Origin of the sequence: Ferruginibacter yonginensis, assembly GCF_042651465.1 — a bacterium.
In the GTDB taxonomy this organism is placed as follows: Bacteria; Bacteroidota; Bacteroidia; order Chitinophagales; family Chitinophagaceae; genus Ferruginibacter; species Ferruginibacter yonginensis.
The window spans coordinates 325,862-344,045 of the sequence record NZ_JBHSCZ010000002.1; the positions used below are offsets into that span (position 1 = coordinate 325,862).

The 18,184-nt window shown below is 35.8% G+C and carries 12 protein-coding genes; 5 read left to right on the forward strand and 7 right to left on the reverse strand.

Annotated elements, in window-relative coordinates:
* Window positions 1-40: 40 nt before the first annotated feature.
* Together ACFOWM_RS08570 and feoB are read right to left on the reverse strand one after the other, a co-directional pair.
* The gene (locus ACFOWM_RS08570; protein WP_379708865.1) at window positions 41-2,740 is read right to left on the reverse strand and encodes a T9SS type A sorting domain-containing protein; all 2,700 of its coding nucleotides are present in this window, start codon (window positions 2,738-2,740) and stop codon (window positions 41-43) included.
* A 156-nt stretch (window positions 2,741-2,896) separates the two neighbouring features.
* Window positions 2,897-5,137: a ferrous iron transport protein B gene (gene feoB, locus ACFOWM_RS08575; protein ID WP_379708867.1), complete on the reverse strand. Its 2,241-nt coding sequence runs from the start codon at window positions 5,135-5,137 to the stop codon at window positions 2,897-2,899.
* Between the two features lie 170 nt (window positions 5,138-5,307).
* Between feoB and ACFOWM_RS08580 the strand changes: the two genes are divergently transcribed.
* Window positions 5,308-6,405, forward strand: a complete 1,098-nt coding sequence (locus tag ACFOWM_RS08580) for an alkaline phosphatase family protein (RefSeq protein ID WP_379708869.1) — start codon at window positions 5,308-5,310, stop codon at window positions 6,403-6,405.
* A 5-nt stretch (window positions 6,406-6,410) separates the two neighbouring features.
* Here the strand turns inward: ACFOWM_RS08580 and ACFOWM_RS08585 are convergent, their stop codons facing one another.
* Window positions 6,411-7,442 (reverse strand): glycosyltransferase family protein, encoded by a 1,032-nt coding sequence (locus ACFOWM_RS08585; protein WP_379708871.1) that lies wholly within the window; start codon window positions 7,440-7,442, stop codon window positions 6,411-6,413.
* Between the two features lie 202 nt (window positions 7,443-7,644).
* Between ACFOWM_RS08585 and ACFOWM_RS08590 the strand changes: the two genes are divergently transcribed.
* A complete protein-coding gene (locus ACFOWM_RS08590; RefSeq protein ID WP_379708873.1) occupies window positions 7,645-8,154 on the forward strand; it encodes a hypothetical protein in 510 nt (169 codons plus the stop codon).
* A gap of 2 nt (window positions 8,155-8,156) precedes the next feature.
* Here the strand turns inward: ACFOWM_RS08590 and ACFOWM_RS08595 are convergent, their stop codons facing one another.
* Together ACFOWM_RS08595 and ACFOWM_RS08600 are read right to left on the reverse strand one after the other, a co-directional pair.
* Window positions 8,157-10,649: a helix-turn-helix domain-containing protein gene (locus tag ACFOWM_RS08595; RefSeq protein ID WP_379708875.1), complete on the reverse strand. Its 2,493-nt coding sequence runs from the start codon at window positions 10,647-10,649 to the stop codon at window positions 8,157-8,159.
* A gap of 120 nt (window positions 10,650-10,769) precedes the next feature.
* On the reverse strand, window positions 10,770-11,123 hold the full coding sequence (locus tag ACFOWM_RS08600) for a single-stranded DNA-binding protein (RefSeq protein WP_379708877.1): 354 nt from the start codon (window positions 11,121-11,123) through the stop codon (window positions 10,770-10,772).
* Between the two features lie 213 nt (window positions 11,124-11,336).
* Between ACFOWM_RS08600 and ACFOWM_RS08605 the strand changes: the two genes are divergently transcribed.
* Both ACFOWM_RS08605 and ACFOWM_RS08610 read left to right on the forward strand, forming a co-directional pair.
* Window positions 11,337-11,711, forward strand: a complete 375-nt coding sequence (locus ACFOWM_RS08605; protein ID WP_379708879.1) for a hypothetical protein — start codon at window positions 11,337-11,339, stop codon at window positions 11,709-11,711.
* Window positions 11,712-11,807: 96 nt separating this feature from the next.
* Window positions 11,808-14,330 carry a M14 family metallopeptidase gene (locus ACFOWM_RS08610; protein ID WP_379708881.1) on the forward strand — a complete coding sequence of 841 codons (2,523 nt, stop codon included), beginning with the start codon at window positions 11,808-11,810 and terminating at the stop codon, window positions 14,328-14,330.
* Between the two features lie 54 nt (window positions 14,331-14,384).
* On the opposite strand, the gene ACFOWM_RS08615 is transcribed toward ACFOWM_RS08610, so the two are convergent.
* Window positions 14,385-15,776, reverse strand: a complete 1,392-nt coding sequence (locus ACFOWM_RS08615; RefSeq protein ID WP_379708883.1) for a sensor histidine kinase — start codon at window positions 15,774-15,776, stop codon at window positions 14,385-14,387.
* Between the two features lie 116 nt (window positions 15,777-15,892).
* Between ACFOWM_RS08615 and ACFOWM_RS08620 the strand changes: the two genes are divergently transcribed.
* Window positions 15,893-16,678, forward strand: a complete 786-nt coding sequence (locus tag ACFOWM_RS08620) for an amidohydrolase (protein ID WP_379708885.1) — start codon at window positions 15,893-15,895, stop codon at window positions 16,676-16,678.
* Here the strand turns inward: ACFOWM_RS08620 and ACFOWM_RS08625 are convergent, their stop codons facing one another.
* Window positions 16,679-18,160: a S41 family peptidase gene (locus tag ACFOWM_RS08625; protein ID WP_379708887.1), complete on the reverse strand. Its 1,482-nt coding sequence runs from the start codon at window positions 18,158-18,160 to the stop codon at window positions 16,679-16,681.
* Window positions 18,161-18,184 lie beyond the last annotated feature (24 nt).

Here is an 18,184-nt window from a genome sequence, read left to right on the forward strand (position 1 = left end):
AGATAGGTATCTGTGCATGTATACATTTCATAAAATAATTTTATTGCTTTATTATAGTTGCATTGGTACCATCTATCAATTGCAATACATACACCCCTTTGCTAAAGTTTTGCATATGAACGGTGGTAAAATTATTGTTGATGTTGATAATGGCTACTTTTTTACCCGTTGCATCAAATAAAAATGCAACGGTGCCTACATATTTATCATCACTTAATTGCACTACAGCATTATCTACTACTGGGTTAGGGTATACGGTAATTTTAGTACCAATGTTATTGTTGAGTTTAACGATATGGCTATAACTAAACTTACAATTTTGATCAACCATTTTTAAACGATAATACACAGTACCATTGTATTTTAGAGCATCATCATACTCATAATAGTTGGTGCCAGTACCTACGGCGTTTACCCTGTTAATTGTACTAAAATTAGTACCATTCGTACTTGATTGCACTTCAAAATATTGGGTATTTGTTTCATTGGCAGTATGCCATTGCAGTTTGTTAATGCCGTTTTGTTGTTTGCCAGTGAAATTTAATAATTGTAAAGGCAAGGGTGAAAAGGTAGATGAGGCTGCAAAATATGGAGCCGCTTCTGTTACATTATAGTAAGCAATCATTGCGCCTGTTGCACCTGCTATCATAGATACAAATTGACCTTGGTTACTTAGTGTAGCAACTGCTATTGGAGTAGCCCAGGTTGCGCCATTGGCATCAATGGCTTGTACATACTTTAAATCTTGATTAGTTGCATCATAATAAGCAATTGCAGGTGTGTTGTTTACTATTTGCATTGATGTGAATTGTCCTACAAAACCTGTAACATCAATTGCAGCAGATGTGCCCCAAGCAGTACCATTTGCATCGGTTGCCCTAACATATTTTAAATCGCCATTAGTAACATCATAATATGAAATGGCTGGGTTACCGTTTATAACCTTTAAGGATGAAAATGTTCCTACATTACCCGTAACATCAATACTAATTGGTGTGCCCCAGGCGGTGCCATTTGCATCGGTTGCCCTAACATATTTTAAATCGCCATTAGTAACATCATAATACGAAATAGCTGGGTTACCATTTATTATTTGTAGTGCTGTAAATTGACCAACATTACCCGTAACATCAATACTAATGGGAGTACCCCAAACGGTGCCGCTTGCATCGGTTGCCCTAACATATTTTAAATCGCCATTAGTAACATCATAATATGAAATAGCAGGGTTGCCATTTATTATTTGCATAGAGGTATATTGACCTACGTTACCTGTAACATCAATATTTACTGATGTTGACCAGGTTGTTCCTATTGCATCGTCTGCCCTTGTAAATTTAAGATCGCCAGACGTTTGCTGATAATATGAAACAGCAGGGTTGCCATTTACTAATTTTAAAGAATGATACTGACCAACGGCACCTGTGGTTTGCAAAGTTACACTTGGGCCCCAGTTAATGCCTGCTGCATCTAATGCTCTTACATATTTAATGTTGCTATTACTTGCATTATAAAATACAACAGCTGGGTTACCATTTATATTTTCCAAACTGATGTATTGGCCTGTAGTTCCAATGCCATCAAATGAAACTGCAGTATTCCAAGAGTTTCCACTAATATCAGCCGCTCTTATAAATTTGGCATTTCTTGAAGTTTCATCATAATAACCAATTGCAGGATTACCATTTATAACTTGTAAAGATGCATATGTGCCCACTGCACCAGCAGCATCAATAGTAAGTGGTGTACCCCAAGTTGTACCGTTAGCATCAGCAGCTCTAACATATTTTAAGTCAAAATTTATAGTGCCTTCATAATAGCTAATTGCTGGGTTACCATTAACAATTTGTAATGAGCAAAATGAACCAACATCGCCTGTAGCATCAACCGTAACTGGCGTTCCCCAAACTGTACCGCTAACATCTGTAGCTCGTATATAAATTAAATCGTTCGTAGTTTGGCTATAATATGCTATTGCAGGGTTCCCATTTACAATTTGCATAGATGTATAAAAAGTAACTATACCTGCTCCGTCAATTGTAATAGGAGTACCCCAACTGATACCATCGCTATCCATTGCTCTAACAAATTTTACATCGTAGTTGGTTTGATCTATGTACGAAATGGCTGGGTTGCCATTTACTACTACCATTGAATTAAAAGTGCCAACATCTCCCACAGCATCAACAATAATGGGTGTTGCCCATGTTGCGCCATTTGCATCTGTAGCACGTACATATAGCAAATCGGCTGTGGTTGTATTTTGATAAGCAATAGCTGGGTTACCGTTTACCACTTGTAAAGAAGTGTGCCTTCCCGTTAAACTTGGCGAAGCATCAACAGTTATTGGCTGCGACCAAGTAGCACCATTAGCATCTATAGCTCTTATATATTTTAGATCAAGATTATTAGCATCATGGTAAGCAACTGCTGGATTGCCGTTTACAATTTGCAATGAGGCATATGTACCTACACTGCCATTATAGTCAATTGAAATTGGCGTTCCCCATACCGAACCGTTGGCATCTAAGGCACGTACATACACTAAATCGCCTCTAGTGGCATCATAATACACCATGGCAGGGTTGCCGTTTACCAGTTGTTGACTTGTATATTGTCCAACAAATCCACCTGTGCCATTTTGTGTGTTTATAATAGGAATAGGGGCATTAAAAGTTTGTGCAAACGATACAACACTTAGGTTGATAAAAAAAAGTAAAAGCCACCAATACAATTTCATTTTTTGAGCTTTAAATATGGGATAATTATGGCGTTAAAAAATTCTAACGAAAAATAAAAATGCCTAAAAAATAAAAATGATGAAAAAAGTATTGATGAAGCAATTATAAAAGTTGATGAAGGCTATAAAATTGTACACGAAATTGATTGGTGCAATTTATACTCCACTAAAAATTATATAAGTAAGCCAACTGAGTGCATACGCTAAGCCGGTCATGTATACCAACTGTATTGCTGGCCATTTCCATGTTTTGGTTTCACGTTTTACAATTACGAGTGTGCTCATACACTGCATAGCAATTACATAAAATACCAATAATGACAAGCCTGTGGCAAGGTTGTAAACTTTAGTACCATCTGCCCTTGTAGCGGCGCCCATTTTTTGGCGAAGGGTGTTGCTGTTTTCATCAGCATCATCACCAACAGAATATAAAGTAGCCATAGTACCAACAAACACTTCTCTAGCAGCAAAAGAGGTAATAAGGGCAATGCCAATTTTCCAATCGTACCCAAGCGGTTTAATAACAGGTTCAATAAAACTACCCAATGAGCCTGCAAAAGAATTTTGTAATAAAGCGGTTCTACGTTCTTTATTCAATTGTGTAATAACGCTATCGTATTGCTGTAGTTTATCATTAAAAGCAACTATTGTTGCACTGCTATCGGTTGCATTTTGCAAAGCAATAGCGCTGGCTTTTTGCATTTCAACCGCTTCCCTAGCTTTTTCTTGTACGGCAACTAATGCATCGTATTGGTTGGTAACTGCTTTCATTTTCGTAGCAGGTCCGTAGGTACTTAAAGCCCAAAGCAGTAAACTGATGATCATGATTACTTTACCAGCATCAAACACAAATATTTTAGCTTTTTCAACCATAGTTACAAGCATGTTCTTCCAACGTGGGCTGCGGTATACTGGCAATTCTAATATAAAAAAACTACGTTCGGTACTTTTAATAAACCATTTCATTACCCATGCTACCAACAAAGCCAACACTGTTCCTAGCACATATAACAACATCATTACCAAACCTTGCAAACTCAAAAAACCAAAGTATAATTTAGAAGGTATTACCAACGCAATTAATATGGTATACACTGGCAAACGAGCACTGCAACTCATAAGCGGTGTTATCATAATAGTTAGTAAACGTTCTTTTTTGTTTTCAATATTACGGGCACTCATTATAGCTGGTACGGCACAAGCATACCCACTGATCATAGGCATTACACTTTTACCATTTAGCCCTACTTTACGCATAAGTTTATCAGTTAAAAAACTGATACGAGCCATATAACCTGTGTCTTCTAACAAAGTAATAAGGCCAAACAATATCATGATTTGTGGTATAAAAACCATGATGCCACTCAACCCTGCTAAAATACCATTTATGAAAATATCGCTTACCCAACCAGCAGGTAAAATGTTGGCAAACCAACCACCTAATTGACCAAATACCCACTCAATACCATCCATTGGAAACTGTGCCAACCAAAAAACAGATTGAAACATAAAAAACAACACCACTAACAAAATAACATAGCCCCATGTACGGTGTAACAAAATATCATCTAACCGTTCCGTAAATAACGATTTTTTTAATGGATCATTTTCAACCACAGTTTGTTGCATTATAAATTTAATGCGACTGTACCGTTGCATTATTTCTTCTGCCTGTGTTTTGGTAGGATTGAATTTGTGGTCTATTTCAGCTTGTTCAATGGCCGTTTGCTGAGCTGTTGTTAAATGAAAATTTTCGTGGTTAATAAGGTAATGTATGGCACCATAATTACTCACCGACGGAAACATTGCTTTTACCGTATTAATGGCCTCTGGCGCTAGCGCATTGGTATCAATAAAATCTCTAGCAGCATTGGTATTGGCCATATTTTCAGCTACGGTTTCAATAGCTTTTTTTAATGGCGCTATCCCTTTATTTTTTCGTGGGTTAATCACTACAATTGGCACCCCCAATTCTCTTTCGAGCCCTGCAATATCTATTTGTGTACCTTTTTGCTTGGCGAGGTCCATCATACTCAAGGCAATAACTACTGGTATTTTTAAGTCAATAATCTGTGAGCAAAACAGTAAATTTCTTTTGAGGTTACTTGCATCTGCCACCAACACAATCATATCTGGGCTTACCTGTTCATCTTCCCCAATTAGTACTTTATAAGCCACCCATTCATCAGCCCTTTTTGGGTATAAACTATACGTGCCCGGCAAATCAATAATATTAGCCACCATGTTGGTAGATATGGTACTGGTGCCGGTTTTTTTATCGACCGTAACACCCGGAAAATTACCCACTTTTTGGTTTAACCCTGTAAGCACATTAAATAGTGATGTTTTGCCACTATTTGGGTTACCCACCAACGCTATGTTTATACGATTGCTCAATATTTAATTTTAAGTAAATATGAATTGATTGCAAAAGTACGCTTTCATTTAATGCCTTGGTTACGATTTTAAGAATTGACATTACCACTACAAAGCACAATTAACATTAAGTTGATGGTTTGCTAACAAAATACTTACACTATAAATGGACTTTTGAAAAACCAACAACAATGAAACATTTATTTGCTTGTTTCTTTTTACTATCATTGGCAACCATACCCCAAGCCAATAATACGCATGCAGCCCTTGCTAATACAACAACCGACAGTAGTACCAATATTTTTATTATTACTTTAGATGGTTTTCGCTGGCAAGAATTGTTTGGTGGTGCCGATGATGCCATCTTACAAAACAACCATTTTACAACCGATATTGATTTAATGGAAAGCATGTACGGAGGATCAACTGCCGAAGAAAAAAGAAAAAAACTGATGCCGTTTATGTGGCAAGTTTTAGCAAAAAAAGGACAGCTATATGGTAACCGCCGTTATGATAACAATGTAAATGTGGCCAATTTATACGCCATATCGTACCCGGGCTATAATGAAATATTTACAAGTACTACTGATGTTACTATAGCTACCAACAATAAAAACAATAATCCACATCGCAATATTTTTGAATTACTACAAAGCAACCCTACTTATAAAGATCATATAGCGCTATTCACCTCATGGGATGTATTTCCTTATATACTAAACGAAAAACGGATGGGCATTGCTATAAACAGTGGTTATGAAAATATAAATAACGCCAACACCGATATTGAAAAAAACATCAACAGCATACAAACAAATATTATTGAGGCGAAAGAGGCTACTAGGCAAGATATGCTAACGTTTATAGCCGCAAAGGAATATTTAAATAAAAACCATCCCAAATTATTTTACTTAGGCTTGGGCGAAACTGATGAATATGCTCACCACGGCAACTATGATATGTACTTACAAAAAGCCAATGAGGCTGATAACATTATTGCACAACTTTGGCATTGGGCACAAACCACCCCTGGTTATAAAAACAACACTACTTTTATTATTACTACCGACCATGGCAGGGGTGCAAACCCTAATAAATGGACCTCACATGGCCCTTTTACCAAAGGCGCTTCACAAACTTGGGTAGCATTGTTAGGCAAAAATATTGAGGCACTTGGCGAAGTAAAAAATAGCGGACAATTATATCAAAAACAAATAGCACCAACCATTGCTCAATTAGCAGGTGAACGTTTTTCGAATGAAACACCCATTAACCTAGCCAGTAAATAATACACTTACCAAGCTAAATTTTCAACACCAAACATGGGTAAATTTTCGTTGTAAGTAGCCATCTGCATCATACTGCTTACAATTGATTGGGTATCTTTTTTAAACACTACTGTTTGTTGTTGGTTGTTGTACACCCAATCATTAAAAACAGCTGTAAAATGCTGGTCAATTCCTTTAATAACTTTTACGCCAAACCTTTGTAAAGCTGCGGCGTTACAAGCTTGCTCATACTGCCCTTTAACCGGTATGGCTAATATTTTTTTGTTAAGATGTAAAGCTTCGGCCGGGGTTTCAAAACCAGCACCAGTAATAATACCATAGCAATTGATCAAGCTTTTATTAAACGCTTTTTTATCAACAGGTATAAATGTACAGTTGCCTTTTGTGGTAATTTGTTTTACTTCTTTTGAAAATATTTGAAAACAACAATCTTTTAACTGCGAAAAATGTTGGTACAACACAGCATCAGCATACGATAATAAATAAACCGTAATGTATTGTTGATTGGTAGGGTAAGCACCCCAAATTTCTTTTTTTATTACGGGTGGCAAAATAAAATCATCGTAGCTTTCAAAGTGCAGCCCTATATATTTTTGAGCCCTTGCATAATTTTTTAGCACCCATTCGCCCATTATATTTTTTTGCGCAGGCCTTGGTGTAGCGGTACTCATAAAACTAGCCTGATGCCCAAACTGTACACTTTTTACTTTTTTGTACGCACATGCCAAAGCTGTAATGCACTCAAAGTCGTTTATTACCAAATCGTATTTTTCAACAGGTAATTGTTTTATTTCTTTTAAAATACGAAGCGGCGCATTATCAGTTGCAATTTTACGGTAATGCAAGCCACCATTACCACTATAAAATAAACTTAACCCTTTACTGCGGTAAGCTACATTAGCATTGAGTGTAAGGTTACTGTTACTACCGCTTAAAAAAATATCAACAGTACCATAGTTTTGTAAATAGGGTAATAACTCCATTGCCCTACTAATATGGCCGTTACCAGTGGCTTGTACAGCGTATAATATTTTCATTTCAATGTAATTAGATGATGTTGGTGAAACCCAACATTTTTAGTATCAAATGTTGAAACATCATCTAACCAAATAATCAATAAACTGTTAAGTATTTATGAGTATAATGTAAATAAACTGTTATGAGTGTTTTGTAACAATTTGTGAAAATTGAAGCTTCAATTTTTTAATAAATTATATTTGTTGCTCAAAACTACTTTGCATGCGCTTTACAGAACAAACGAGCAAACACCAAATATTTGATATTGTTACAGCTATGTTGGCTGAAAAAAATATACGTATTGCTTCACATGATGATCAACGCCCTTGGGGTGGTTTTTTTGTAATTAACGAAGCTGATGCGGCTACTTTTATTGCTGCTTTTTTTCCGCATTTATCATTTGACGCTTTAAATATTTCTGGCAAGTTGAGCCCCAAAATATTAATAGTGGCTCCTTTTAAACGATTGAGTTGGCAATACCATCACCGCCGTGCCGAAATTTGGAAACTTATTAACGGAGAAGCCGCAATAGTTAAAAGCGATACCGACATTGAAAACACACCACACCATTTAAGCGTAGGCGATGTGGTGGAATTGCAGCAAGGCGAAAGACACCGCCTTGTAGGTACTACAAATTGGGGCATTATTGCTGAAATTTGGCGCCATACAGATGCCGAAAACCCTAGCGATGAAAATGATATTATTCGCTTACAAGATGATTTTGGTAGGTAATATTACCCCTTACTTTCATTAAATTTTATAGCCGCCTCGGCCATTTTTATTTCGCTGTAACTAAACGTGGGTAAGGCTGCTTTAATTTCAGTAAGGCTAGTATAAGCTTTGTCGTTTAATACTGCTGCAATTGCTGTAACATGTGCTGGTTGTAAAAACTGATGCACATCTACCAAACCTTTTTCTATAAATGCAGTTATATGCCCTTCAATGGTTGCCACTGTAAGTTGGCGTATGGTAGCAATTTCAATAATGGTTTTGCCTTGTTGAAATAATTCAAAGGTTGATTGTTTGGTATCAACCTTTTTAGCTGTAGCAGCAGCTTTGGGTTTGGTTGTTTTTTTTGTTTTGGTAGTGGTGTTTAATGCAGCTGCTGGGCTTTCAATTTGGTGTTCGTCGCAATAATCAACAACGGCTTTAATAATTTCATCACCATACTTATCAACCTTGGCTTTTCCAAAACCATTTATTAAAAGTAATGCCCTATTGTTGGTTGGCAAAAGTGCACAAATTTCTTTTAAGGTAGCATGCGATGCTAACATGTAAATAGGTTTATCTTCTTGCTTACAAACATCATCTCTCCATTGTTTTAGCGTTTCGTATAATGCTGGGTTTGGTACATCTGTCGCCGTTGTTTTTTGCGATGCGGCATAACAAGTAAGGTTAAATTTAGGCTGCACTGCATTTAATTTGTGTTGCAAGTAGCTGGTTAATTCAAAAGGTTGTAAACCATACTGCAACATGTAGTGGGTTAAATGAGTAGCTTGTGCCAACTCATTCAATGGCTCGTTAATAGCATCTGCCACTTCTCTAAATTCTGTTATAATTGGATGCTTTTTTACTGCTTCTAAAATTGCCGCAAACTTTGGTATAAAATGGTTAACTGCAGCGGTAATTCTTGTTTGTAGGCTGATGTTAAGCTCAACTACTGGTTGCTCTTTTAACAGCGTATTTATTTGGCGAACAAATTTTAACCCGTTCATTTTTTCAGGAGCAAAACTTTCTCTAAGGTTCGTAATCCAATCTAAAGCGCCATTATTCAACTTTGCCCTGTGTATGTTTGATTGTACTTGCAGCACATCCAACACATCAGCTACGGCATTAAACGTAAACATATCTTCTAACAGTTGTTGTGTATAAAGTTGTCGAGCACCTTCAAATCGCTCTTCTAACGACCCTCGGTGGGTAAGGCTTTGTTGGCCTTTGTTAACACTGCTATTGCTATAAATAGCCGTTGCTGGTATTTTTGACAATAACACTATTCCCTCTAAACTTGTACATCGGCTAAGGGCAACGTACACTTGTCCGCTACTAAATGCTGCGCCAGCATCTATCATCACTTTATCAAATGTAAGCCCTTGGCTTTTATGTATGGTAATTGCCCATGCCAACCGGAGAGGGTATTGCCGAAAAGTACCTACTACCTCTTGCACCAGTTTACCATCGGTTCGGTTAAGTGTGTAACGACTGTTTTCCCATTGCTCTTTGTATACTTCAATACGTTCGCCATTACAATCAACAATTACGGTATCATCATTTAAGGTATCAACAATACCAATTTTGCCGTTGAAATATTTTTTTTCAGGACCATCATTTTTAATAAACATCACCTGTGCTCCTTTTTTTAACACTAAAGCAACATCAGCAGGGTATTGGTTTTCAGGAAAATCATCTTCTATAATAGCTTTAAATGTGTAGGCCGGTGATAGTAATCTTTCTAATTCAGTATTGTTAATAAGATTGGCTTGGTTGTTATGCGATGTAAGGGTTATAAATTTATCATCACTATACGGTTGAAAACCGGGAATATATCGCTCATGTAAACTTTCAAAATCTTCTTCGGACATATTATTGGTGCGTACATTATTGAGCAAATCAACAAAACGTTGTTCTTTTTGTCGGTAAATTGTATTCAGTTCAATTAAAATAGGCTGCTGCTCTTTAATTGCATAACTATCAAAAAAGAAAGGTGATTCGTAATACTCTTGTAAGATGCTCCACTCGTGGTTTTGAGCAACAGGTGGTAGCTGATGTAAATCGCCAATACATAATAATTGTACACCACCAAAAGCGGTGCTGTAATTGCGACGCACACTACGTAATAGGGTATCAATAGCATCAATAACATCGCTACGTACCATACTTATTTCATCAATCACCAACAATTCCATTTTGCGAAGTAGTTGCAGGCGTTGGTTATTGTATTTCATTTTCTTCAGCAATTCATCTCTACCCACAGCTGTTGGTATAAACGGATGAAAAGGCAATTGAAACAAACTATGTAACGTAACGCCGGCAGCATTAATGGCTGCAACACCTGTTGGGGCGGCTACTACAATATTTTTTATACAATGTTCTTTTAAATATTTTAAGAAGGTTGTTTTACCTGTACCTGCCTTACCGGTAAGAAAAATATTTTCAGCCGTTTCGGTAATAAATTTATAGGCTAGTTCAAACCTTTCGTTACGTTCAATGGGAGAAGCCGCTGTTGTCATAAATTAAATACAAAACATCAATCAAAAAAATAGAAGCAGCCCGGATTGTTTTACCAACCAAACTGCTTCAAAGATACCATCAAATAAACCCTATTTGGTATTTATTTGTGTGGCTTTTTATTAAGCTACCATACCTGTTGTGGCTTTACTTAATAATAACAACTCTGTTATTTGAATTTCAGTAACATACTTTTTATTACCTTCTTTATCAGTATAATTTCTGTTTACCAATTTACCTTCAATAGCAACTTCCGTTCCTTTCAATAAAAAACGCTCAGCAATATCTGCTACTTTACCCCATGCAATTACGTTGTGCCATTGTGTTTCTGTAACACGTTCGCCCTTAGCATTTTTGTACTGCTCGTTGGTAGCGATAGAAAAACGTACTAGTTTTTTTCCGCTCTCTGTGTTTCTTACTTCTGGTGCGTTACCTAAATTTCCAATCAATTGAACTTTGTTTTTTAATGCGTACATTTTTTTAGATTTTGTGCTTCACTCGTATTAAGTGTTGCGGTTTTAAAATTTTATTTATTTCAGCCAACCCTTCTATCGGATTGACAATGCAAAGATGCAGTTGCCCAAAAGCGGTACTCGTATTTTAACCGTTTATTGTTGTATATAGCCGTTTGTAAACGGTTGTACATATAAAAATTTTTATATTTATGTTCCAAAACCAATATCCACCGTATGATATCTACAAAAACACCTACCACTTGTTTGAGTTGCGGCAGTACTGTAAAAGGCAGGGCCGACAAAAAATTTTGTAATGATTATTGTAGAAATGAATATAATAATCGACTTAAATCAACCACCACAAACTTGGTACGCAACATTAATAATGCCCTAGGCAAAAACAGGCGTATTTTAGAAGCCCTACTTGTAAATAATGAGGAAACCGCAAAAGTTACGGGTGAAAAATTATTGAGCCACGGTTTTCAATTTAAATACAGTACCCATACATACACCAATAAAAAAGGTAACGTGTATTGCTTTTGTTATGATATGGGTTATTTAGCACTAGAAAATGATTGGTACTTGGTGGTGAAGCGTAAAGAAGCATAATGGCTTTTTAGATTTATTGTTTTAATTTACTCTTTTAATTTATATAGAATCAACCAATTGGATTCTAACAACACTTTTATACAGTAAATTATTTCAATGAAAAAGTATTGCTTATTTATGATTACACTTTGTTGTGTTACCGTTTCGGTTGCACAATTAAAAAGTCCGGAAGCTTTTTTAGGTTACCCATTAGGTAGCAGGTACACGGCACACCATCAAGTAGTTGATTATTTTTTGTATGTAAGCAAAACAATGGATACCCAATGTAAGTTGGTGCAATATGGTACAACAAATGAGCACAGGCCATTATACCTTGCGTTTGTTTCATCTGATAAAAATATTGCCAATCTTGAAAAAATTAGGGTTAATAATATTCAGTTAGTCAACAATAATACTGAGGCAAATACTAATAGCCCGAGTATTGTTTGGTTGAGTTATAATGTACATGGTAACGAAACATCTTCTACTGAAGCTGCTATGCTTACGTTATACGAATTACTAAATACTTCAAATACACAAAGCAAACAATGGCTACAAAATACGGTGGTAATTATTGACCCTTGTTTAAATCCTGATGGTAGGGAGCGATATGTAAATTGGTTTAATGGTATAGTTGGCAGCCAATACAATGCATCGCTCAACGCAAGAGAACATCGTGAGCCTTGGCCGGGTGGCAGAACCAACCACTATAATTTTGACCTTAATAGAGATTGGGCTTGGCAAACACAAACAGAAAGTATGAGCCGTATTCAGCAATACCAACTATGGATGCCACAAATACATGTTGATTTTCACGAACAAGGTATTAACCAACCCTATTACTTTGCACCTGCAGCAAAACCATATCACCAAGCCATTACCAAATGGCAAAAAGATTTTCAAGTAATAGTGGGTAAAAACCATGCAGGCTATTTTGATAAAAACAACTGGCTTTATTTTACCAAGGAAACCTTCGATTTGTTCTACCCATCTTACGGCGACACCTACCCTTTGTACAATGGCGCTATAGGTATGACATACGAGCAAGGTGGCGGACCTGCTGGCGGTTTAGCAGCAACAACTGATGAAGGCGATACCCTTACATTAACAGATAGAATAATGCACCACTTTACAACGGGTATGAGTACAGTTGAAACCGCATCAAAAAACAATGGATTATTAATGGCCGCTTTTCAAAAATATTATAAAGCAGCCAACAACGGTGAAGTAGGTACTTATAAAACATACATCATTAAAACAAGTGATGATGATATGCCTAAAATAAAATCGCTGTTACAACTGCTTCAAAAAAACGGTATCAGTTATGGTACTACCAACCCAACAAATAGCAACGGCTTTAATTATTTTACTCAAAAAAATGAATCGTTCAGTATCAATAAAAATGATATTGTTATTACGGCAGCACAATCAAAAGCAACTTTATTAAATGTATTGTTTGAGCCAAATGCCATTTTAGAAGATTCTGCAACATATGATATCACCGCATGGGCTTTGCCATATGTATACGGTGTACAATGTTATGCCACTACACAAAAACTAGCGGTTAACAATAATACCAGCACTGCTTTTGTACCCAACAGTAATAATGATGTATATGGGTATGTGCTCAAATGGCAAGCTGTAAATAGTGCTTCAACAGTAGCTGCATTGTTTCAAAAAGGTATTAAACTACGCTATGCTGAAAAAGATTTTGATGCAAACGGACAATCATTTAAAGCCGGCGCAATTATCATCTTAAAAAAAGGTAATGAAAGTTTTGGCAACAATTTATGGCCAACCGTAAAAAATATTTGTGATGCAAATGAGGTTAAAATGTTTGCAGTAAACTCTGGCATGGTTGATAAAGGGGCTGATTTTGGTAGCGAAGCAGTGCACCCAATACAAGCACCAAGGGTTGCCTTATTAACTGGCGAAAATGTAAATGCTAATGCTGCCGGTGAAGTTTGGCATTTTTTTGATAATGTATTGCACTACCCTATTACGTTAATAAATGCTAACAATGTAAACCGTATTAATTGGAGTGTAATTGATGTTTTAATAATGCCCGATGGAAGGTATAATTTTTTAAATGATAAAGATGATGCAAAGGCTTTTGAACAATGGATAAAAAATGGTGGTAGGGTGGTTGCATTAGAAAGTGCTGTTGCACAATTATCAAAACAAGAATGGAGCAGCATTAAAGCAAAAAAAACAGATGGCGATGATGATACAAATTATGTAAATAAAAACAGCTATGATGCTTTGGTGAATTATAACGACAGAGAACGCAGCGCCATCAGCAATTACACACCTGGTGCAATTTTTAAAGTAGCAGTTGATAATAGTCACCCTTTAATGTATGGTTACCCTAATTTTTATTACACCTTAAAAATGGATGATGTGGTGTATGAATTTGTAAAAGAGGGTGGCTGGAATATAGGTGTTATAAAAAAAGAAAATGCAGTTGCAGGGTTTGTAGGTAAAAAACTAGCCCCCAAATTAAAAGATGGATTGCTGTTTAGTGCTCAGGAGTTAGGCGGTGGCACTGTAACATACCTTACTGATAATGTTATGTTTCGTAGCTTTTGGGAAAACGGCAAATTGATGTTATGCAACGCAGTGTTTTTTGTTGGACAATAAACAATAATTTTTTAGAAAAAGGGCTTTCTCTTGATTGAGAAAGCCTTTTTTGTTTTACACATTATGAGGTAAATAAATAGAAAAAGTGGCTCCATTACCCAACGAACTAGTTGCATGTATATAACCACCATGTGCATCAATTATTTTTTTTACAATTGATAAACCTATGCCATTACCTTCAAAAGTTTCTTTATCGTTTAAGCGATGAAAAATTTTAAAAATCCGGTTTTCATATTGTGGTTCAAAACCAATACCATTGTCAATAAAACTAATACAGTGGTAGGCTTTGTTGTTATTGGTAATAAATTGAGGTAACACATCTTGCTCAATAAAACTCGATGTTATGTTTATAATTGGCTTTACTTGTGGTTTACTAAATTTTATGGCGTTTGAAAGTAAGTTGGTAAACACCTGCTCTATTTGATATTGCACCACATTTAAACTTGGCAAAGGCGCTGCTTTTATAATGGCCTGCTTTTCATTAATTAATATTTCTAATTGTGATGTTGCAACGGTTAATACATTATTTAAGTCAACACTTTCCGTTGTAGCCGTTTCGTTGCTTGATTGAGCATACGATAAAATATCTAAAATTAATTGCTGCATACGCTTTGCCGAACGTACAATTCTATTAAAATAATCTTTCGCTTTATCACTCATACTAGGCTCAACATCTTGTATACGAGAAATAAAGGTTTGTATTTTTCGTAGCGGCTCTTGTAAATCATGACTGGCCACATAGGCAAATTGCGCCAACTCAGTATTTGATTTTTCTAAGATGATGTTTGACGCTCTTAAATCATTTTGTAACTGGTTTGATTTTTTTAGTTCGGCTATGATTTTTAAATAAGAAAATATAAGTAACGTAATTGCAAATATGGATAATAACGCCATGTTGATTGGCGCAAAATATACTGAGTTATTTAAAGTGGTAATACGTTGGTTAAGCAATCTGTCTTCTTCATGTATCATTAAAGCTGATAACAGCCTTGCCTCATCCATTACAATTTTTCCTTTTAACAATAAGGCATTCACCCCTTCTTTAGATTTTTGTGCACTATCCCTTAGTTTAAATACACTCATTCGCTCATTGGTAATACTTGTTAATTGTTGTAATTGTTGCTTTTGTTTAGGGTTATCTGCTACCAATGAATCGAGTATATGTAAAGTGACAGGTATTTGTTGTTGTGCTTCAAAATATGGTAATAAATAACTACTATCTTTTGTAATAATAAAACCTCTATTTGCCGTTTCAGCATCTTTTAAATACGATAAATTTTGTTCTATTTCCGTTTTTACAAAACTCGTATGGTTTACGAGCAGGGCATTTTCAATTAATTGCTTGTTTTTTAAATATGAAAATATAGACAGTGAAGCCAAAGCAACAACCGCTAGTAGAAATATAATTTTTATTGGTGTTAAATTATCTTTCGAAAATAATTTCATGCTTAAGTATTTAAATTCATTGATGGACTAAAAAACCATCTTTATTAATTTGCCAACAAGTTAAGTAAAGCGATTAAATTTATGATACAATAACGAGTTCACAAAGCTGTAAAAATATGAGTACACTTCACATTACTACAATACAAAGCATATTACATTGGGAAGATAAAGAGGCGAACCTACTTATGTTTACTGATAAAATAAATAGTTTACAACAACCAACTCATGTTGTAGTGTTACCCGAAATGTTTACCACCGGTTTTTCTATGAACACAAGTTTAGCCGAAACAATGGATGGAGCTACAATACAATGGATGCGAACAATAGCACAGCAAAAAAAAGTTATTGTTACTGGTAGTGTAATGATACAAGAAGATGATTGTTATTATAACAGGTTAATTTGGATGCAACCAAACGGACAATTGGGTTATTATAACAAACGGCACTTGTTTGGTTTTGGTAAAGAAGATGCACATTACAAAGCAGGTAATAGTAAATTAATAACCCAAGTAAACGGGTTTAAAATAAATGTACAAATTTGTTACGACCTGCGTTTTCCTGTTTGGGCTAGGCAAAGCAATGCCAGTGATAGCAAATACGATGTTTTATTGTATGTTGCCAACTGGCCTCAAAAACGCAGCCATGCTTGGAAAACCTTACTCACAGCTAGGGCTATTGAAAACCAGTGTTATGTGGTGGGTGTAAATCGTGTAGGTAATGATGGTAATAAAATATACCATAGTGGCAATACTATGGTCGTTGATGCTTTGGGAGAAATTTTATACCATGAAGCTGATAAGGAGGCTATACACACCATCACATTACAAAAAGAAACACTTGATGCTGTAAGACAGCAATTTCCATTTTTAAAAGATGCAGATGATTTTAATATTTTAGTATAACTACGGTTGTGTGTTGCTGAATATCATTGAACGAACCACAGCCATTTTTTTATCGTATCCTTTTAACAAGGCTTCGTAACTAGTAGGCACATATACATCAGGCATAATACCAGTACCTTTTACATTAGGGTGGTTGTATTGCACAAGCCTATACAAAGGCAAACGTACCCTTATGCCTGTATTGGGTAACTTAACATCGGGGATTATAATACCGTTATTACCATACCATCCGCCGCCAGTTTCTTCACCCACTATAGTCACATCTTTTTGACCCTTAAGCACATTACAAAACAAGGCTGCAGCTGAAAAAGTAGGGCCACTCGTAATCACATATACATTGCCATTAAAGGCTTTACGTTTAGGAGTGTACCAATGGTTTTCTAAATGTTTAATATGGTATTGACCATTTTTTTTAAATGGTGAAATAAATAACATTTCTACACTATTTAAAAAACCGCCTGTAATGTATTTACCGTAAGGACCAACACCTCTTGCTGTAGCGTACAACGAATCAGCCACTTTAAATTTTTGTTTACTCACATACCTTGTTAATAAGGTACTTAAGCCAACCCTGCCGCCACCGTTATTACGAACATCAATCACCAAATGCTGTATATGTTGTTTTCGGATTTTTCTAAATGATCTTCTAAAAAAGGCCCTCAAATGCCCTTCGGCAAAAGTGTTGATGGTTAATGTGGCGAATTTTTTACTGCTATCAATAGTGAACGATCGGTACTTTAATAACTTATTTACTTTAATAGGCGTTGCTGTTATAATTTTTTTGGTACTGTCTTTTTTGGTAGAATCTGGTGCCGGTATAAATAATGGAACCATCGCTTTTTGCGCTACTCCATTACTATCAATATAAGCCACTTCATAGTTTTTGCTAAGCCCGAAAATATTACGATGATAATAGGGAAAATTTGAACTTAACCTAATATAATTTACGTTTTCTGCATAACCATCGCTTGGCAAAAAGTCAAGCATGTACTTTATTAATAATTGGTTGGGTATACCATTGATAGCGGTGATCAGCGTACCTCTTTTAAAAATACTGTCTTTCTTAAAATTGTAATTACCCGTAACGGCCAACGTATCATTCCAAACTTTTAAAAACAAAGGGAAGGTTGCTATGTATTTACCCTTTATCCATTTATCGTATTGCTTACTTAAACTTACACTGGTGTGGCCACATTTTATTTTATCAATTACGGGTGCTACAATAAGCCATGCAAATTGTTGCTCCGTCATACTATCCGTAATTTTTGCATAGTACGAATCAAAATATTGATCCATTTTTTGTTTGGGGGTATACCAATATAGTGATGGATGTTTTGCCTCGAGGGTTTTACGCAACAAGAAAAAATCTTTTTTTAGGGCAGTTGCGGCAATTTTTTTAGATGGGCTATACGCTGATTTACTCGTTGTACACGAATACAGTAGTGTGGTGATTAAAAGAAAAAAGAAAAAACGTATCAGCATAAATTCACTTCAAGTTAAAAAGAA

Bases quoted from the DNA above. Each gene is read 5' to 3' on its own strand.
- ACFOWM_RS08610 (WP_379708881.1), top strand. From the start codon at position 11,808: ATGAAAAAGTATTGCTTATTTATGATTACACTTTGTTGTGTTACCGTT.
- ACFOWM_RS08595 (WP_379708875.1), bottom strand. From the start codon at position 10,649: ATGACAACAGCGGCTTCTCCCATTGAACGTAACGAAAGGTTTGAACTA.
- ACFOWM_RS08605 (WP_379708879.1), top strand. From the start codon at position 11,337: ATGATATCTACAAAAACACCTACCACTTGTTTGAGTTGCGGCAGTACT.
- ACFOWM_RS08620 (WP_379708885.1), top strand. From the start codon at position 15,893: ATGAGTACACTTCACATTACTACAATACAAAGCATATTACATTGGGAA.
- ACFOWM_RS08625 (WP_379708887.1), bottom strand. From the start codon at position 18,160: ATGCTGATACGTTTTTTCTTTTTTCTTTTAATCACCACACTACTGTAT.
- ACFOWM_RS08580 (WP_379708869.1), top strand. From the start codon at position 5,308: ATGAAACATTTATTTGCTTGTTTCTTTTTACTATCATTGGCAACCATA.
- ACFOWM_RS08570 (WP_379708865.1), bottom strand. From the start codon at position 2,740: ATGAAATTGTATTGGTGGCTTTTACTTTTTTTTATCAACCTAAGTGTT.
- ACFOWM_RS08600 (WP_379708877.1), bottom strand. From the start codon at position 11,123: ATGTACGCATTAAAAAACAAAGTTCAATTGATTGGAAATTTAGGTAAC.
- ACFOWM_RS08590 (WP_379708873.1), top strand. From the start codon at position 7,645: ATGCGCTTTACAGAACAAACGAGCAAACACCAAATATTTGATATTGTT.
- ACFOWM_RS08615 (WP_379708883.1), bottom strand. From the start codon at position 15,776: ATGAAATTATTTTCGAAAGATAATTTAACACCAATAAAAATTATATTT.
- ACFOWM_RS08585 (WP_379708871.1), bottom strand. From the start codon at position 7,442: ATGAAAATATTATACGCTGTACAAGCCACTGGTAACGGCCATATTAGT.